Below are 18,375 nucleotides of genomic sequence, written 5' to 3' on the forward strand. Positions count from 1 at the left end.
AAAGGGTATGAACGCCGATGACCTTTAATGTAGTGGGTCGATCGGGCCCTCAGCCTTCGATTTAAAGGGACGTTTTACTAGGCCCGATCCACTACCCGTACGGGGGAGAACGCACCGGGGCGGGGAGCCCGTGGGGGACGGGGGTGGCCCTCACGAGGCCCTCACAATGAAGGGCACGGGCGTGAGAGCCCTGCGGTTCACCTTCTCACCGGCTGTTCTCCGAACCGCTTGGGGGAGGTGTCGGAGCCGGCGGGCGACCGGGATCAGCCGAGGTGCAGCTGCTGGCCCGGGTAGATGAAGTCGGCGTCGTCGATGATGTCCTTGTTCAGCTCGAAGAGCTTCTGCCAGCCACCCTTGACGTCGTGCGCCTCGGCGATCGCGCTGAGGCTGTCGCCCTTGACGACCTTGTACTCGCCGTCGCCCTTCTTGACCTTCTTGCCGGTCGGGGTGGTGACGGTCTTCTTCGCGGCGGGCCGCTCCTGCGAACGGGAGGCCTGCTGGTTGTCGGTGGAGCGGGTGGCGGTCTCACCGGAGTTGCTGGAGCCGCTGTTGTTGCTGCTGCCGCTGCTGCCGCTGTTGTTGCTGCTGCTGCTGGACGAGTTGTCGCTCGTACCGGCGCCCGTGTTGCTGCTCGAACCGCCGTCGTAGGCGGCGCCGGACAGGCCCGTGCCGCAGACCGGCCAGGCACCCTTGCCCTGGCCCGCGAGGACCTTCTCGGCGATCTCGATCTGCTGGGCCTTGGAGGCCTGGTTGGCGGTGGACGCGTACGCCGTGCCGCCGTACGCGGCCCAGGTCGAGGCGGAGAACTGCAGACCGCCGTAGTAGCCGTTGCCGGTGTTGATGGACCAGTTGCCGCCGGACTCGCACTGGGCGACGGCGTCCCACTCGGCGGAGGTGGCGGCGGAGGCGGAGCCGGCCGCCAGCAGCGGAGCGGCGACGGCGGCACCGGTCACGCCGGCGATGGCGACGGCGCGGCTGGCCTTGGACGGACGACGGTGCTTGCCCTTGCCGGAAAACAGCATGAAAGATCCCCTCACCGACGCCTGCGAGGTGAGCTGTCGGGTTCGGGCCGGTTGAGTTGCCCGGCCGTACGCCCCTGTCGGGCGGCGTACGGCTTCACCCCGAGCCGCTCCGGACAACTGCCCGGTGCGGCGCCTACCTTGGGTCCCCCGCTCCTGCCTACGGCGCTTGACAGCGACGACTGTTCCCGTGCGGCCGGTGGCAGGATTCGGCGTTGCGACCGACGGGGCCCACTGTGGCGGGCGATGACGACCGTAAACAGCTGATCCTCTGAAATACAAAGACGATCAGGGCTTCTGAGATCTATCTCTCACCGCATTCATAACGGACATTCAGCTCGAATCGTGACGCGAACTCCGGCTACTTTTGCACCGGTTCGACACCGACAGCGAGGGTCTGACCGGGGAGGATGTGGTTGGGATCAGTGCCGACGGTGTGCTCGTTCTCGGCGAAGAGCCCGGACCATCCGCCCGCGAGGCCCAGGGAGTCGGCGATGCTCCAGAGGGTGTCCCCGGTACGGACGGTGTACGACCCTTCGGCGTCACCACGGTGACGCCCGGTACCGGGAGTGGCCACACTGCCGCTTCCGTCGATCCCGATTCCCACGAACTGCTGGGAGTTGTCCGACTCTTTCCCATTTGTCGCATCTGTGGGTGAACTGTCGCCTTCCTGCACCTCGCCCGTACCGGCCGACGGCGAGGAAGGGACCGGCGAGGCGGGCGGGGCGACCGAGTCACCCGAGTCGGCCCCACCGGCGGCGTCGGTCGCAGCCGCGGACGGCGAGGGGGACTGGGAGGACCCGGAGGGCTTGGAGGAGCCCGAGGAGTCGCCGGAGGCCGCGGAGTCGTCGACAGGGGACCCGGCGGGCGTGGGCGCCACCGACGAGGAGGAGGACGAGGAAGAGGAGTCGGCGGACGAAGAGTCTGCGGACGAAGACGAGGAGGAGCCGGAAGAAGTACCCAGACCCAGGCCCAGACCCGACTCGGTCGCCGTACCCGACCCTGAGGCGTCGCCCTCGGTCCCACTCCCGGCCACGCCTGTGTCGACGTCGGCCGGGCTGGTGTCCTTGCCGAGCCCGGACAGCACCGCGCAGGCCTCCCAGGCCCCGGCCCCCTGGTCGGCGAGTATCTTCTCGCCGACGGAGATCTGCTGCGAACGGCTGGCCTGGTCGGCGCTCGGGGCGAAGGCGAGGCCGCCGTACTTCTCCCAGTCCGTCTGGGTCAACTGGAGCCCGCCGTAGAACCCGTTGCCGGGGTTGTCGCTCCAGGAGCCGCCGCTCTCGCACTCCGCGACCCTGTCCCAGGTGGCACCGCTGGCCGCGCTGGCGCCGCTCGCGGCGAGCAGCGGAAGGGCCATGGCGGAGCCGGTCACGCCGGCCGCGACCAGCAGAGCCGGGGCCTGACGGGGGCGACGGTGACGACCGTTCCCGGAGAGCATGCGGTGGCCTTTCGCGAGACAGTGGGGACAGTGCGACGAATACTGCGGGGGCGTCGCACTAGTGCTCGAACGTATCGGCAGACGATCAGTTGTCACAAGTTCATGCCGCGCAGATCACGTGAAGATCACATTGCTGACGGAGCGTCACCTTGCCGTGACCTGCTACCGCACCGCCGACGAGGACCCGCCCGATTCGGTCGTCGACGTGAACTCGACGGGCAGGGTGCGCAGTCCACGCATGATGAGCCCGCCCCGCCATCTCAACTCGACTGGATCCACGGCGAGTTGCAGGTCGGGGAGACGGGTGAGGAGGGTGGCGAGGGCGCTGCGCCCCTCCAGCCGGGCGAGCGGTGCGCCGAGGCAGTAGTGGATGCCGTGGCCGTACCCGAGGTGCTGGTTGTCCCGGCGTCCGAGGTCGAGGGTGTCGGGTTCGGCGAACCGCGCCGGGTCCCGGTTCGCGGCGGCGAGTACGACGAGGACGGGATCGCCGGTCGCGATGTCCTGCCCGCCGATGCTGAGCGGCCGGGTGGCGAAGCGCCAGGTGGCCAGTTCGACGGGGCCGTCGTAGCGCAGGAGTTCCTCGACGCCGGTTTCGAGGAGGGAGGAGTCCTTGGCGGCGAGGGAGTCCTGGAGACGGGCGCGCTGGTCGGGATGGGCGAGGAGGGTGTGGACCCCGTTGCCGATCAGGTTCACGGTCGTCTCAAAACCGGCGAACAGGATGATGAACGCCATCGCGGCGACCTCGTTCTCGCTGAGGTGCTCACCCTCGTCGGAGGCCCGGATGAGCCCGGAGACGAGGTCCTCGCCGGGTTCGGGTACGTCGGACAGCGCCTCGCGCTTGCGGTGGATCAGCTCGGCGAGATAGCCCCGCATCTTCTTGACCGACCGGGCGACCCCGCCCCGGGGCCCTCCCCCGTGCCGAATCATCATCCCGGCCCAGTCGCGGAAGTCGTCCTGGTCCTCGCGGGGCACGCCCAGCAGGTCGCAGATCGCGTAGATCGGCAGCGGGAACGCGAACTCGTGGATGAGATCGGCGGAGCCGCGCGCCGCGAACCGGTCGATGAGATCGTCGGTGAGTTCCTGGACGCGGGGCGCGAACTCGGCGACCCGGCGCGGGGTGAAGGCCTTGGCGACGAGTCTGCGCAGCCTGGTGTGATCCGGCGGATCGATGTTGAGCAGATGCGTCATCAACTCGGCCTTGCGCTCGCCGGGGATACCGGTCTTGCCCCTGGCGTGCGCGGGCTCGTCGTGATGGGCGGGGTTCTTGGACAGCCGCGGGTCGGCAAGGGCCTGCTTGGCGTCCCCGTACCGCGTGACCAGCCAGGCCTCTACCCCGCTGGGCAGCTTCGTCCGGTGCACCGGCGCGTGCTCACGGAGCCAGGCGTAGGCGGGGTAGGGGTCGGTGGCGAACTCCCAGGTGAAGAGTTCGGGGGCAGGGGGTGAGGGCGAGGGTGGGGGCGGGGGTGAGGGCGAGGAGGGCGGCTGGTTGGTCACTCGGTGACGGTAGCCGTCCGCGTCACCCCCTCCTTCACCCGCACCGCGTCCCGGTAGGCCCGCGCGGCCACCCGCAACGCCGCCTCCGGATCCACGCCCTCGCTCTCCGCCCGTACCGCCATGTGCAACAGCTCGTATCCGATGCCCTCGCCCTGCGGCAGCGGGACGTCCAGGCCTGCCGTGTGGACCCGGGAGGCCAGTTTCGCGGCCAGCGCGAGGCCCGGCTGGCCCAGGGGGACGCCGTCCGTCACCGACTCCCGCCGCTTCTCTATCGCCTTGGTGCGCAGCCAGTGCTCCTTGACGTCCTCCGGTGTGGACGCCGTCGCGTCGCCGAAGACGTGCGGGTGGCGGTGGATCAGCTTCGTGACGATGCCGGCCGCCACGTCGTCGATCGAGAAGGGGGCCTCGCCGTCCTCCTCCTCGTTCGCGTCCTCGGCGATGCGGGCGTGGAAGACGACCTGGAGCAGGACGTCCCCCAGTTCCTCACGCAGCTCGTCGCGGTCGCCCTCCTCGATGGCATCGACGAGTTCGTACGCCTCCTCGATGCTGTACTTCACCAGGCCCTTGTGGGTCTGGCGGGAGGACCAGGGGCACTCCAGGCGGATGCGGTCCATGACCTGGACGAGGTCGAGGAGGCGGGCGCCGGGGAGGTCGTAGGAGGCGGGGAGGAGTTCCAGGTCGGGCATCTGTACGCGGCCGGATCCGGCGAGGCGGGCCAGGCCGTCGGTGAGGGCCGGGTCGCCCTCGCCCGTCGTCACGACCACGACCGTCCGCGCGCCGGCGCAGGCGTGGACCAGGTCCTCGGCGGTCGGGGACATCTCCTCGACCGCTATGCCGGCGTCCCGCAGATACGGCAGCTGCGGATGCGTACCGTCCGCGCACAGCACCTGGTCGGCCGCGTGCAGCGTCTGCCAGGCGGGCCAGGACAGCAGGCCGGGGGCGACGCGGTGGCTGGTGGTGAGCAGGACGACACGACCGGGGTCGGTCTCCGTCTCCGGAGCGGTCTCGAAGCCGCTGGTTGCGTTCACCATCCGAACGTAACTCACGCCGCCGACAGCCCCCACGGTTATCCACAGGCGGCTGCCCTCAGGCGGTTGTCCACAGGCCGCGCTCATGGCCACGGGTGCCCGCACACCCGTACGGACAACCGTTACGCCGTGGCCGTCACGCCGTAACTCCTACGCCGTCCCCTGAGGGGCCTGGGCCGCCGTGATCTCCCGTACCCAGGGAGTCTTCGCGTCGACTCGGCCGCTCTTCTGGACGTCCCAGGTGCCGTAGCGCGGGTTGAGGTCGACGTCGAGGCTCTTGGAGGCCTCGGACATCGCCTTCCAGAACGTGGCCTGGCCGTCCGGCGTGTTCATGTCGGCGCCGAGTGCGGTGGCCAGCTTCTGGGCCGTGATCTCGGTGTGCAGGCTGTCGTCGAGGCGGCCCGGGGCGACGCCGTACTGCTGGAGCCAGGTGTCCTCGAGCGCCTTCGAGCTGCCCGCCTGCTGTTCCAGGGAGGCCCGCAGGCTCTGGACGTCCTTGCGGCTGACGGAGACGCCCGCGTCCTTCGCGGCCTGGTTGAGCACGCGGTCGAGGACCAAGGTGTGCAGGGTGTCCCGGGTGAGGCTGCCGGTTCTGGCGACGGCCTGTGCGTACTGGGCCTGGTCCGGGGCGGCCGCGCGCTGCGCCGTGCGTACCTCGTTCACCCTGCTCTCCAGCTGCGCGACCGTGATCCGGTGCCCGCCGACGACGGCGGCCGCGCCGGGATGCGCGTCGTTGCCGCAGGCGGTGAGGAGGGGGGCCGCGGCGACGATCGCGGCGGAGAGAAGGAGCGCGGTGCGACGACGGCGGTGCAAGGAAGCCTCCTGAGGAGATTGTGCAGACCAGAAGGTGCGGCGCGCAGCGTCTCGTTGAGGGGTGGTGGTCGGGCGACGGGCGGGCGCACAAAGTCTTGCGGTGATCGATGTTAGGCAGTGGCTGGGCTCTGGCCAAGCCATTCGACCAACGATTCACCGGGACTTCGGGCACCGCCTCCTCCGAGCCGGGCGGCCTCCGGCCTCGGCTCAGCCTCAGCCGGTGATCGCCACCGGTGCGTCCCACGCGTCACGGTCCACGGTGATCGTGTACCCGTTGCGCGTCTCCTTGCTGTTGACCATGTACTGGTGGGCCCGGCTGTGGTTGGTCCACTGCGTGGCGCCGAAGGGCCAGTCCCCGGTGGTGGTGTTCTGCTTGTCCCACAGCGCGTACCACATGTTGCCCGGCAGGTTGGTGCGGTCGGTGGCCTGGGCGATCGCCTTCGCGCTGGAACTGGTGAAGCCGTAGTAGCCGGACCGGTACGTCTTGGCGTTCAGTGTCTTGGTGAAGGCGCGTACGTACGTCAGTACGGCGTCGTTGCACGCCTTGTTCGTGATGTCGTACGCCTCCATGTCGAGGTACACCGGGCTGCCGGCCTTCATGCCGAGCGCCGAGGCCTTGGCGACCGCGTCCGCCGCGTCCGTCGCGCCGAGGGAGGCGGCCGTGGCGGCGGTGAGCTTCTCGGGGCTGGAACCGGTCTGGCAGGACGGCTGGGCTCCGACGTACAGGGGGATCAGTTTCCAGCCCTGCGCGCTGACCGACTTCACCCAGGACGCGGTGAGGTTGGGCTGGGCGCAGCCGCGGTTCTTGCCGCCTATGTAGACGGCGGCGGCGCCATAGAGGCCGCCGTGCCAGGCCTTCATCGCGGCGACGGAGGGTGCGGTGCAGGTGTCGAACGCGCGGCCGGTGTAGGTGCGCTGGGCCGGCCAGGTGGTGGCGGCCATCGAGGACTGCGCGGCGAGTCCGGCCCCGGCGACGACGGCCGCACCTGCCACCGCCCAGGCGATGTACCTGCGCTTCTTGGACTGCCGGTGACTGGACACCACGTGAAACCCACCCCTGGTTCTGCGACATGACGTTGTGCTTTGACGTTGTGCTTTGACGTTGTGCTTTGACGTTGTGCGACAGGAAAGCAGGTCGCAACGTAACCGGCGCCGTTCCCGTGTTCGGGAAAGTTCGGCCCCGGGGACCCACAAGATTCGCTCAAGCCGCGGCAAACCCTAGCCGCGTACCTGTCCCAGCCACTCCAGGGTGCGTCGGATCTCCGCTGCCAGCGGATGGCCGGGGCCGCGCAGGCGGTCAACGTCGTGGAGGAGGCGGGCGAGGGTGTCGCGGGCGGCGTTGCGGTCGCCGAGGGCGAGCAGGAGGTGGCCGATACGGCGGCGGACGTCGAGGGAGAGTTCCGGGTCACCGGCGACGTACTGGTTCTCGTAGTACGGCAGGAGGGCGCGGTACTCGGCGAGGGCCGCGGCGGGTTCGCCGAGTTGTTCGAGGCACTGGGCGGCGTCGTAGCGGAAGCGCAGCGACTGGGGGTCGGCCTGGCCGGCCTCGGCGGCGCGTTCGTCGGCGAGGCGGCGCAGTTCGGGCAGGGCGCGCCGGTACTGGCCGTCGTCCATGAGGGTGGCCGCGTACTGCTTGCGCAGGGTGCGGACGACCGGGGAGTGCTCGCCGTGCTGTTCGGCGGCGGCGGGCAGGATCGCGCCGAGGATGTCGACGGCCTGGGTGATGCGGCCCTCGCCGAGGAGACGCTTGACCTCGTCGACGGCTCCGGCGACATCGGGTCGCTCGGCTGCCGGGGCGGCCGTCGGCTGGGGTGCTGGGGTGCGGGCGCGGTCCGGCCAGGGGGCGTGCGGGCGCAGGAAGGGGCGGGTGGGGTCGAGGGGCGCGCCGGTGGGCATGCCGCGCGCCGGGAGGAGCAGCGCCAGATGCTCGTACACCTCCTGCGCGGAGGCGGGCCGGTGCTGCGGGTCCTTGGCGAGCAGTCGCAGGACGAGCGCTTCCAGCGCCTCGGGCACCTCGGGTCTGAGGCGGCGCACGGGCAGCGGCGGTTCGTAGAGGTGCCGGTGGAGCACCCCGAGGGCTGTCGAGCCGGAGAACGGCACGTCTCCGGCGAGGAGTTCGTGGAGGAGTACGCCGAGTGCGTACAGGTCCGTGTAGGGGCCGACCGCGCCGCCCATCGCCTGCTCGGGGGCCATGTAGGCGGGCGAGCCGATGGGTGAGCCGGTGTGGGTGAGGCGGGTGGTGTCCGTGTCCATGACCGAGGCGACGCCGAGGTCGAGGACGGTGATCGTGCCGTCCTGCTTCACCATCACGTTGCGCGGCTTGAGGTCGCGGTGGACGATCGGCACGGCGTGCACGGCGCTCAGCACGGCGCACAGTTGCGCGGCCACGGCGACCGCCCACTGCCAGGGGTACGGGTCGTGTTCGGCGAGGTGGTCGGAGAGGTCGGCGCCGTCGACGTACTGCATGACGAGGAACAGTTCCTCGTCATCGCTGCCCGCGTCGTGCACGGTGACGAGCCCGGGGTGGTCGACCTGGGCGGTCACCCGGCACTCGCGTACGAAGCGGCGGCGCAGTTCGTCGGCCTCCTGGCCCGCGACCTTGTCCGGGCGCAGCAGTTTGACTGCGACGCGCCGGTCCAGCCGCTGGTCGTACGCCGTCCAGACCTGGCCCATGCCGCCCTGTCCGATGAGCGTGGACAGTTCGTACCGGTCGGCGATGACGCGTCCCGTCGACGCCGACGCCGACGTCGATGCCGCCACGCTCACCGTCCGCCCCCGTGTTCGCCGTTGCCGTTGCCGTTGGTGTCGTGCTTGCGCAGGTAGTCGCTGAGCTCGTCGAGTTCGGCGCGCACCTGGTCGATACGGGCGTGCGTGGGGCGCTGGGGCTGGGCTTGCGGCTGGGGTATCGGCGTGTGGGGCATGGGGGGCTGCGGCCCGGACTGCATGTTCGCGTACGGCGACGGCGACGGCGCCGGGTAGCCGTACCCGGGGGGCGAGGGCGTGGTCCCGGGCTGGGGCTGGGGCTGCGCGTAACCGGCGTACTGGCTGCGGTGGTTGTCCGGCCGTATGTCCATGATCAGGAAGTAGGTGCCGGCCAGGGCGCCCAGGAGCATCACGAGGGCGAGGGCGATGTCGCCCTTGGGGTCGTTCTCCTCCACCGTGCCGACCACGGCGAAGCACACGACGGCGAGCGGCAGGCTCAACCAGGCCGCCGTCCAGTTGAACCACCGGCCGCGCAGGATGGCGACCCGGAACAGCGGCAGACACGCCAGAACGCCGCACGAGAGGAAGGCGGCGACGGTGAACAGCACGCGCAAGGTGATGACAGTGCCCGCGCTGCGGGTTGGCGGCGGCGCGCCGGGGCCGTACATGACTGCTCCTGGACCGGGTGGTGCCAACAGGGGACGGGCGTACGAGTGGCAGGTTCGACGTAGGAGTTCGAGCGTATAGCCCGACACCGACAACAGGTCCGGGTTGTACCGAACCGTTGTCAGCGGTGCGTAGGTCGGGACATCGGCCGAGGCGTCAGTCGGGGGCGACGCTTCCGTCCGTCAGCCCGTCGTACATGCCCCGCACGAGCTGTCCGCCGAGCCGGTTCGCGTGGCGCAGGGCCTCCTCGAACTCGGCGAGTGCCCTGAACCGTGTGCCGTAGCGCCGCTGTTCGGGCAGCGGCAGCCGGGGCAGTTGCAGCCTGCGCACGTCGAGCCGGGTCGCGGTCGACGCGTAGCTGCTGGCCTGCCGGTTGTTGGCGCTGCCGCGCAGGAAGCCGGCGAGGAACCACGGGTCGAGGGCGGCCGGATCGGGCCGCAGGAGGACGAGGCTTCGGCCGAGCACGGCTCCCGCGGTCGCGTCGTCGACCACGCGCGCGACGGACCCGCCGCCCAGCACCGGCACGACGACGTCCCCCGCCGCCACCCGCACGGCCTCCTCGTCGCTCTCGGGCAGCGTTCCGGAGGGAGCGGTTCCGGCGAGGACGTCGCTGTCGGTGAGCACGGGCACGCGCGCGTTGCCGCCATTTCCACCCGTACGCATCACCAGGGCGCCCCCGCGCGCGAGTTCCCCGATGGTGATGAGGGGCCAGCGCCCCGGCCGACCGGCCTCGGGGGGTCCTGCGGGGGCGGCGGGAGCGGGCGGTGTGAGGTCGGCGGTCAGCCGCAGGGTCTCGCCGAGCTGCTCCCGTACGTCGCTCAGGTGTTCGCTGTCGCCCACGGTGGCGGGCGGGAGGTGACGGGCAGGGGCGAGATCGACGTCGTCGTCGAGAAGCTCGATGACGGGCACGGAACGCGCAACCCCCGGCTGTTCGACCGCCGTACCGGCCCGCTCGAAGGGCCGCCAGGCGTCGAGCACGGCGGCGCGCACCGCCTCCCAGTCGAGCCCCCCGCGACCGCCCTGCCCACTGTGCTCGGCGACGGTCCCGGTGTCGACGAGCAGCACCTCGGGCTGCGCCGACGCCTTGTCCGGCCGCCGCAAAACCCACAGGTGCAGCGGGATGTTGTACGGGGGTGCCGCGCCGACCGGCAGCGCGATCACCGCGCGCAGCGCACCGCGCCGCAGCAGATCGGCCCGGATCCGCCGCCCCGAACGCCGGGACGCGGCAGCCGGCGGCATCAGCAGTACAGCGGTACCGCCGTCCCTGAGCCGGGCGAGCGCATGCTGCACCCAGGCCAGCTCGGACTCGTTGCGGGCCGGAAACCCGTACTCCCAGCGGGCGTCGTACGCGAGTTCGTCATGCCCCCAGTTGCGCTCGTTGAACGGCGGATGGCAGAGGACGACGTCGGCCCTGAGCCCCGGATACGCGTCACCGCGAAGCGTGTCCCCCACCGCCGTACGCACCACGCTCCGCCCCTGCAACGCGAGCCGGAGCGCGGTGAGCGCGGCCAGCTCCGGGGCACTGTCCTGCCCGTACAACTCCCGCTCGGAGTCGTCCCGTTCGACCTCCCGCGCCCCCGGCACCGGAACGGCCCGCAGCAACGCACCGGTGCCACAGGCCGGATCGAGGACGGTGCGCGCCGGCCCGGCGAGCTCCCCCATGAGCCGGGCCGGCTCGGCCGGGGTGAGCGTGTACTGCCGCGGGTTGGCATCGAGATGCCGCCCGACCAGGAACTCGTACGCCTGCCGCGCCCCCATCTCGGCGGCAAGCTCGGCGACACCGCGGAGGAGAGGGACGGAGGGGAGGAGCTGGGGGCCGGTGGGGGTGGTCACGGCGGGGGCGGCGGGGGCGGCAGGGGCGACGTTTACGGGGGGTGCCGCGTGTACGCCGGAGGCGGCCGGGGTGCTGTGAACCCCGGGCGGGCTGTGTACGCCGGGTGGCGCGGGGGCGGTGTGAACCCCGGACGCGGAGGGGGTGCTGTAAACCCCGGACGCGGGAGGCGAGGCGTGAACGTCGGCCGGGCTGTTCACAGCGCCCGGCGCGTTCACACTTTGCGGCTCGTTCACAGCCACTCCGCCGCGCCCACCCGGCGGAGTGTGAACCCCTCGAACACCAGCCGCACTGTGAACTCCCTGCGCGACCGCGCCCGTGTGAACTCCCCGCACAGCAGGCGAGCTGTGAACACCGCGCTTCCCGACGGCACCGAAGCGCGGCGCGATCACCTGTTCCAGCTCGGCGGGCAGGCGGGCGGCGACGCGTTCGTCGGAGACGGCGCCGAGCTCCAGCCAGACGGTCGGGCGGTCATGGATGAGCAGCAGGACGCAGCCCGCGTGGACGAGGGCGGTCGCCGGCCCCTCGGGGTGACCGACGAGCTGTTGCCAGACGCGTTCACGAAGGGGCACTTCGGCGAGTTTCCCCTGGCGGCGGAGCCAGGACTCGACCTCGGCCAGGGCGAAGGCGGGGCTGGCCTCGGTGCCGCCGACCGGCTTGGGGAAGTCGGCGTGACGGCGACGCCAGTTGCTCACGGCGGCGCGTCCGACGCCCGCGAGCCGTGCGATTCCGGCGGCGGTCACTTCCGTGGCGTTGTCCTGCACGCGCCGCGCTCCCCTCGTCCCGTGCGTGACTCCGGCGTTCGCCGTGCGGCTCTGGTCAGCCGTACACAGCCGCAGTCGCACAACCTTCGTTCACATGTGGCGCCGAGCATACCGGCGCACGCAAGATCTGCGCATTCACGGCGTGAACTGATGTCATAGCGTGGATCGCGTTGACTCGGTTCACACGTTCTGCTGTCATTGACGCAGCGAACAGGATCAGCCGGGGATCCGCCAGAAACAGACGGTTCCCTCTCGTCTCCCAGCCGGATGCTGGTGGCGCAGCACAGGGGACTGCGCCACCACCACCCATCACCCACCCGCCACCACCACCGCCACCCGGAGGAACCGTCATGCGCCGAACCACTCTTGCCGCCCTCTGCCTCACCGCCGTCACCGCCGCTGGAGTCGTCGGCTGTCAGTCGAGCGAGAACACGGCCTCCGACAAGGTGGCCGACAAATCAACCGGTACGACAACCGGTACGGCAACCGGCGGGACGGCCGGCGCCGAAACGGCGGACGACTCGGCAGTCAAGCCCAAGGACCCGTTCGCCGGGCTCACCGCCGACGACATAGCCGAGCGGGCGCTGACGGCGACGTCGGGTGCCTCGTCGCTCCGGATGACGGGCACCGTCCCGGACGACGAGAGCGGCGGCACCATCCGGATCGACATGGCCCTCGACAAACGAGGTGACTGCGCCGGATCGATGAGCCTGAACGGTCAGGGCAACGCCGACCTCGTGAAGTCCGGCTCCACGCTCTACATGCGGTACGACGAGAAGTTCCTGCGTGCGCAGAGCGAGGGTTCTTCGAAGGAGGAGACCGACGGGGTGGTGGCCCTGCTCGCCGGGAAGTGGACCAAGATGTCCGCGACCGGCTCCGACGCCAAGGACATGGCGGGCTTCTGTGATCTCGACGAGGTGCTCGCCGAGTTCAAGGACGCCGGTTCCGGGGCCAGCTCCAATGTGACGCGCGGTGCGACGACGACCGTCGGCGGTGTGCCGGCCGTCGTCGTCACGGAGAAGGACGGCAAGGACACGACCACGATGTACGTCGCCGGTGAGGGCAAGCCCTATCTCCTCAAGGTCGACAGCAAGTCCAGGAAGGACCCGGGGACCGTCACCTTCAGCGACTACGACAAGCCCGTCTCGGCCCAGAAGCCCAGCGGCGAGATCCTCGACCTGGACGCCCTGGGCGGCTGAACCCGGCCGCTGGACCAGCGGTCAAAGCCAGACCAGCGGTCAAAGGACGTGCCGCATCCACACGTTGGGCTCCACATACACCCCGTACCCGTGCTCCAGATCGCACCGCACCGGAGTCAGCGCCCCCGGCACCTCCACCTCGCCGGTGCGGTCGAAGGGCAGGCCAGTCCAGGCGCGCCACTCCTCCAGCGAGGCCGCGACGCACATCGACGCCGGCGCCATGGCGACGACGGTGGCGCCCGCCCGGGCGTGCACGCGCAGCCACGGGTCGTGGGGCAGTCCGTCCTCGCGCACCCGGTACGCGTACTCGGCGATCGGTGTCCGCGGCTCCAGGTGCTTGGCGCTCGGCCGGACGGGTGCGACGACCTCGCGGAAACCGTGGGCGGCTGCGTTGTCCCGCATCGCCGCGAGCATACGTCCGGACAGTCCCGTCCCCTGAGCGTGCGGGGAGACGACGATCGAGATCGCGCTCACGGTGTCCGGACGGGTACCGGCGCGCAGGTCCTGGAACGCCCACACCAGGACCTGGTCCCAGCCCCGGGCAGGCAGTTCACCGCCGCCCCGCCCCTCGGCGGCGAGGGCGAAGGGCACGCTGTAGGCGTGGGCCACGATCTCGCCCCGCTCGTCCTCGGCGAACAGGACGTACTCGGGGAGTTCCCTGGCGATCCGGTCGTAGTGGGCGTTGCCCGTGAAGTCGTGCTGCATCAACTCGGGCCAGGTGTCCGGCATTTCGACGACCTGCCGGTACATGTCGGGCCGCTCGGCGAGGGACGAGACCTTCAACTCCGTGGACTCCATGGGCGAGACGGTACTCCGCGGCCCGCCCGTCGCCCGAGGACAAGGACAAGGACGAGGTCACCCACCCACCCCGCCGACGCCGGCACGCTCAGTTCGCGTGGAACCGCGCGGGAGCGTTGGTCGGGTTGCCGCCGGTGGGGAGTTTCTGGCCGCCGCATCCGGACAGGACCTCCTTCATCGCGGCCTTCTCCGCCGCCGAGACCCACAGCTCGTACTTCTTCTTCACGGCGACCTGGTTGGCGACGTACGCGCAGCGGTAGGCCTTGTTCGGCGGCAGCCAGGTGGCCGTGTCACCGTCGCCCTTGCTGCGGTTGGTGCTCGCGTCGACGGCGCGCAGGTTGAGCGGGTCGTTGGCGAGGGCTATGCGTTTGCTGGCGTCCCAGTACTTGGCGCCCTTCTGCCAGGCGTCCGAGAGCGCGACGATGTGGTCTATGTCGACCTCGCTGCGGCCCCTCGTGAACTCGACGTCCTTGCCGCTGTAGGGGTCGGGCTTCAGCTCCCCCGCGGACACCTTGCAGCCGCCACTGCGGAACCGTACGTCGACCAGATCACGCTTGAGGATGTCGTCGCGGGTTATCTGCATCCTCTTCTTCCTCGTGATTGACGTGAGCGACAGCCGTGTCCTCTCCCTGTGTCTCGCCGTTATCAGTCATACCAAGAGGCACATGAGTGACATTACTGAACAGAGGATGACTCAGTGGGATTGCGTACCGAGAAGGCCGTCTCGCCCACCACGGGAGAGGTCACCTGGCTACTCGTCGACGAGGAGACGTACCGCCCCCATCCGGAGGCACGGGAGTTCGCGCTGTATCTACGCGGTGCGGGGCGCTCGCCGCAGACACAGCGTGCCTACATCCCCCGGATCGGGCGCTTCCTCAACTGGTGCCAGGGGCGGGGCACCGACTGGAAGGCCGCGGCGCTGGGCGACATGACCCGGTTCAAGTTCCACGTCGAGCGGACAGCGACGCGGCGCGGGCAGCCACCGTCGGGCAAGACAGTCAACGCCGTCCTCACCGCCGTGTGCGAGTTCCTCCGGTTCTGCGCCGTCCATGGCCACGTCGCCCACGAGGTCGCCGCACGGCTCAGCGAGCCACGTCTCCTGACATCAACGCCGATCGGCTTCGACCCGGGCGAGGGCGGCCAGCACCTCATGGTCAAGGCGCGCGTGCTGAAGGCACCCGAGATCGAGAGGGCTCCCTCGATTCTTACCTCGCCCCAGGTCTCGGAGGTCCTGAGTGCGGCCCGGACAGCTCGGGACCGGCTGCTCCTGACCGTGCTGGTGGAAGGAGGACTACGGATCGGCGAGGCTCTGGGGCTGCGCCGGGAGGACATGCACTTGCTGCCTGACTCGACCTATCTCGGGTGCCGGACTCGTGGTGCTCACCTGCACATCCGGCCCCGCCAGGACAACGCGAACGGTGCGCGGGCCAAGTCGGGCCGCCACCGGGTGGTGCCGTTGGCGGAGGGCACGGTGCATCGGTACCGGGACCACCTCTCCGAACGGGAGAAAGCAGCCGAAGCCGACGCCTGCGACTACGTGTTCGTGAACCTCACCGGCATGCACGTGGGCAGGCCTATGACGTACTCCAACGCCAAACAGATCGTCGAGCGCATCGGTGACCGCTGCGGCTTTCGCGCACGGCCGCACATGATGCGGCACACGGCGGCAACCCGCTGGATCCGCAACGGAGTGGCACCGGACGTTGTGCAGACGCTGCTTGGTCACGCTTCGTCGGCGAGCACGGCTGTATACCTGCACGCGCAGGACGAGGACCTGCGCGCCGCTGTCGACCGTGTCTCCGCGGAGGCCGGCCGATGACTCCGTCCGCGCGCCTGGCCTCAGTCTCGCTACCACTCCAGGACGGACCCGGCTGGGCTGACTGGCTGTCGAATCATCTCCTCTCCGGCTGGCGGGCCGCCGAGTGGGACGAGGCCGAGCTGCTCTTCACAGCGGATCCCGGCAACCCGGCCACCAGTGTTTTCACCTGCATCGTGGTCGCCTGCACAACCCACGTCGCCAGCAACGGGAGTCGTTGTGACGCCTGCCGGAAGGCCCGCTGGCTCCAGGGCACTCCTGAGGATTTCGAGACGACGTACGTTCCGGTCCAGGCTCGCCGCAGACCCAATGTCAGGATTGGTGCCCGTCCCGGGGTCTCCCAGTTCTCTCTGGGCGGGCTCTCTTCGGCCGTATGCCATGAGCTGCTGTACGGCATTCAGCAACGCGACGCGGCCGGGATCAGTCTGGTCCCGCAGCGCATCCGTCGCATCGTCGCCGGACTCCCCACAGGGCTGCTCTCGCTCCTGGACCTCGACGAGAGTTTCGTACGCGGCCTTCCCCCCGCTGCCGCCGGGGTTCTGAACGGCATCCTCACTCACGTCCGCCGCGCACGGCTCGAGTTCGAGGGTGCTGATCCGACGTCAGGCGACGTCTGGGAGTGCTCCCTCGTAGGACTCACCGCAGGACGTGGAAGCGGGCGCAAGTACATCGCCGTACACGGCGCCATCGACTTCCGGCCGATTCGACAGGGCTGGTTGCGAGAGCTGGTCAAGGAGTACGGACGCGCGGTCCGTCCCTCTGTGCTCGATCTGAGACAGGCCGTGTACGCCGCGTCAATCGCCTCCAAGGCCCTGGCCAACCGGCCGTGCGGCAATACGCCGGAAGAATTGTCCATGGCGGACATGAGCGCCGTGGTGGACACACTCCGCATCGCAAAGCGCCCCGAGGACGGCCACGACTACTCAACCAGCCACCGCCGGGCACTACTCCGCGCCTGGCGGGCATTTCTCGAGTACGCACGGCAGGCAGGACTGATGGACCATGTGCCCGGTGGGTTCGCCCTGAACCCCAAGTTCCACGCCATTGCTGCCGTCGAAGCGTCCGAGGACGACATCGGCCGCGCGATCCCCGAGCATGTCATCGCCCAGCTCGATGCTCACCTCCCTCGGCTCGGCACTTCCACCGCCTACGAGAGCGGTGGTTGGAGAGCCACCGACTTCGCTCGGATGTACCAGGTGGCGTACACAATCCTCCGGGACACCGGCCGCCGTCCCGGCGAGGTCACCAGCCTGCACCGAAGCTGCCTGGAGTGGGTCGACGGCAAACCGACCCTCCTCTACGACAATCACAAACGGCGTCGTCACGGCCGCCGTCTTCCCATCAGCGAGGTGACTGCCAAACTGATCGAGTCCTGGCAACGGGAACTGGACCGACTGCCTCCCGTACCCAGTTGTGAACAGTGGCTCTTCCCTGCCCCGGGCCAGCGCAACCGTCCTCGGCGTGGCCACATGACCACACCGAACTTCTGCAACAGGATCTTCCGGGCCTGGGTCGACGAACTGATTCCGGATCTTGTCGACGACCGGCTGGACGACGACGGCAAACCACGTGCCTACGACCGCACGCAGATCGTCCCGTACGGCTTCCGGCACGCCTACGCCCAGCGGCACGCGGACGCCGGGACCCGACCGGACGTCCTCCGGGAGCTCATGGACCATCGCTCCCTCGACGTCACCATGGGCTATTACAAGGTCTCGCTCAGCAGAAAGCAGGATGCCGTCAAGACGGTGGCGAGGCTCGCGGTCGACCGGCACGGTACCCCTCAAGGCTTCGGCGACGCGCTGGCCTACGAAGTCGAGAGCGTTGCGGTGCCATACGGCGGCTGTACCGAGCCCAGCAACGTGAAGGCGGGCGGCGGCCACTGCCGAATCCGCTTCCAGTGCGCCGGTTGTGACTTCTACCGGCCCGACCCTTCCTACCTCCCGGCCTTGGAGCAGCAGGTGGCAGATCTTCGGGCCGACAAGGAGGCGGCCGTGGCTATGGACGCCGCCGACTGGGTCGTGCGCAACTTCGACGACCAGATCCGCGCCTACTCGAAGTCGGCCGACGAGATGCGGCACAAGCTGGAGGAAATGCCACCGGAGGAACGGGCCACAGTCGAATCGGCCTCGCGTGAGCTGCGTAAAGCTCGCTCGGCCGCAGCCTTCTTCCCGGTGCAGGCGCTGACGACGCGGAGCTCCGAATGAAGCACCTCGCCATCTCCGGCTCCGACGGCCGGGACGCTCGGGTCGAACGCTTGCGAGCCGCCCGCGCCCGGGACAGCGAGGCCAAGACGGCACGCGCGATGGAAGCAGTACGCGGCCTCCTCAGCTCGGGCCAGCGCGTCACAGTTGCCCGGGTGGCCCGTGACGCCTCGGTGTCCACCTGGTTCGTCTACAACCAACCCCGGGTGCGGGACGCCGTCCAGGCCGCCATTCATGAGCAGCAGGAGCACGGCCGCCAGACCTCTCCGGCGACCGACGGACAGCAGGTCACTCCCGCCGGTCTGCGCACCGAACTCGCCCTCGCCCGGGATGAGATGAAGGATTTGAGGAAGGAGCGTGACCGGCTCCGGGAGCGTGTCCGACTGTCCCTGGGTGCAGAGCTCGACGAAGTCGACCGAGGCCAATTCGTTCGACGTATCCAGGAGTTGGAGCAGCAGAACACCGACCTGAACCGTGAGCTGTCAGACGCCCGAGACCGGCTGGCCTCGCTGGAGTGTCGCCTGCGGGAATCAGAGGACGACCTCACCGCCGCCAGGGCCGGCCTCCGCCGGGCGATGCGGGCCCTGCCCTCCAAGTGATCT

At 69.9% G+C, this 18,375-nt stretch carries 14 protein-coding genes, 1 pseudogene and 1 riboswitch; of the genes and pseudogenes, 4 read left to right on the forward strand and 11 right to left on the reverse strand.

Going from position 1 to position 18,375, the window contains the following annotated elements; translation table 11 throughout:
• Window positions 1–263: 263 nt before the first annotated feature.
• From PV396_RS36795 to PV396_RS36835, 9 genes are all read right to left on the reverse strand, one after another.
• Complete coding sequence (locus PV396_RS36795; RefSeq protein WP_319212247.1) at window positions 264–1,022, reverse strand: transglycosylase family protein; 759 nt, start codon at window positions 1,020–1,022, stop codon at window positions 264–266.
• 3 nt (window positions 1,023–1,025) lie between these two features.
• A riboswitch (cyclic di-AMP (ydaO/yuaA leader) is annotated at window positions 1,026–1,197 on the reverse strand.
• Window positions 1,198–1,380: 183 nt separating this feature from the next.
• Window positions 1,381–2,457, reverse strand: coding sequence for a transglycosylase family protein (locus PV396_RS36800; protein ID WP_319212249.1), 1,077 nt, complete (start codon window positions 2,455–2,457; stop codon window positions 1,381–1,383).
• 162 nt (window positions 2,458–2,619) lie between these two features.
• Window positions 2,620–3,951 (reverse strand): cytochrome P450, encoded by a 1,332-nt coding sequence (locus PV396_RS36805; RefSeq protein ID WP_319212251.1) that lies wholly within the window; start codon window positions 3,949–3,951, stop codon window positions 2,620–2,622.
• Window positions 3,948–4,982 (reverse strand): nucleoside triphosphate pyrophosphohydrolase, encoded by a 1,035-nt coding sequence (locus tag PV396_RS36810; RefSeq protein WP_319212253.1) that lies wholly within the window; start codon window positions 4,980–4,982, stop codon window positions 3,948–3,950. Before PV396_RS36810 ends, PV396_RS36805 begins: the two co-directional genes overlap by 4 nt.
• 147 nt (window positions 4,983–5,129) lie before the next feature.
• Window positions 5,130–5,792 carry a SurA N-terminal domain-containing protein gene (locus PV396_RS36815; protein WP_319212255.1) on the reverse strand — a complete coding sequence of 221 codons (663 nt, stop codon included), beginning with the start codon at window positions 5,790–5,792 and terminating at the stop codon, window positions 5,130–5,132.
• A gap of 213 nt (window positions 5,793–6,005) precedes the next feature.
• Window positions 6,006–6,833, reverse strand: coding sequence for a glycoside hydrolase domain-containing protein (locus tag PV396_RS36820; protein WP_319212446.1), 828 nt, complete (start codon window positions 6,831–6,833; stop codon window positions 6,006–6,008).
• 177 nt (window positions 6,834–7,010) lie between these two features.
• Entirely contained in the window at window positions 7,011–8,492 is a 1,482-nt protein-coding gene (locus PV396_RS36825; protein ID WP_319212448.1) for a protein kinase domain-containing protein, read from the reverse strand.
• A 62-nt stretch (window positions 8,493–8,554) separates the two neighbouring features.
• Entirely contained in the window at window positions 8,555–9,163 is a 609-nt protein-coding gene (locus PV396_RS36830) for a hypothetical protein (protein ID WP_319212257.1), read from the reverse strand.
• Window positions 9,164–9,317: 154 nt separating this feature from the next.
• Window positions 9,318–11,756: an N-6 DNA methylase gene (locus PV396_RS36835; protein ID WP_319212259.1), complete on the reverse strand. Its 2,439-nt coding sequence runs from the start codon at window positions 11,754–11,756 to the stop codon at window positions 9,318–9,320.
• 350 nt (window positions 11,757–12,106) lie between these two features.
• On the opposite strand from PV396_RS36835, the gene PV396_RS36840 reads away from it, so the two are divergent.
• Window positions 12,107–12,955, forward strand: coding sequence for a hypothetical protein (locus tag PV396_RS36840; protein ID WP_319212261.1), 849 nt, complete (start codon window positions 12,107–12,109; stop codon window positions 12,953–12,955).
• A 39-nt stretch (window positions 12,956–12,994) separates the two neighbouring features.
• On the opposite strand, the gene PV396_RS36845 is transcribed toward PV396_RS36840, so the two are convergent.
• Complete coding sequence (locus tag PV396_RS36845; protein ID WP_319212263.1) at window positions 12,995–13,753, reverse strand: GNAT family N-acetyltransferase; 759 nt, start codon at window positions 13,751–13,753, stop codon at window positions 12,995–12,997.
• Window positions 13,754–13,841: 88 nt separating this feature from the next.
• Window positions 13,842–14,327: pseudogene (locus PV396_RS36850) on the reverse strand (HNH endonuclease family protein); the annotation flags it as partial.
• A gap of 123 nt (window positions 14,328–14,450) precedes the next feature.
• Between PV396_RS36850 and PV396_RS36855 the strand changes: the two are divergent.
• From PV396_RS36855 to PV396_RS36865, 3 genes are read left to right on the forward strand one after another with little or no spacing between them, the layout of a single operon-like run.
• Window positions 14,451–15,572, forward strand: a complete 1,122-nt coding sequence (locus PV396_RS36855) for a tyrosine-type recombinase/integrase (RefSeq protein WP_319212265.1) — start codon at window positions 14,451–14,453, stop codon at window positions 15,570–15,572.
• Window positions 15,569–17,776 (forward strand): site-specific integrase, encoded by a 2,208-nt coding sequence (locus PV396_RS36860; RefSeq protein WP_319212267.1) that lies wholly within the window; start codon window positions 15,569–15,571, stop codon window positions 17,774–17,776. The genes PV396_RS36855 and PV396_RS36860 overlap by 4 nt, the downstream gene beginning before the upstream one ends.
• On the forward strand, window positions 17,773–18,372 hold the full coding sequence (locus PV396_RS36865) for a DUF6262 family protein (RefSeq protein WP_319212269.1): 600 nt from the start codon (window positions 17,773–17,775) through the stop codon (window positions 18,370–18,372). The genes PV396_RS36860 and PV396_RS36865 overlap by 4 nt, the downstream gene beginning before the upstream one ends.
• Window positions 18,373–18,375: the final 3 nt, after the last annotated feature.

It is taken from the genome of Streptomyces sp. ME02-8801-2C, from assembly GCF_033793965.1.
Lineage (GTDB): Bacteria > Actinomycetota > Actinomycetes > Streptomycetales > Streptomycetaceae > Streptomyces.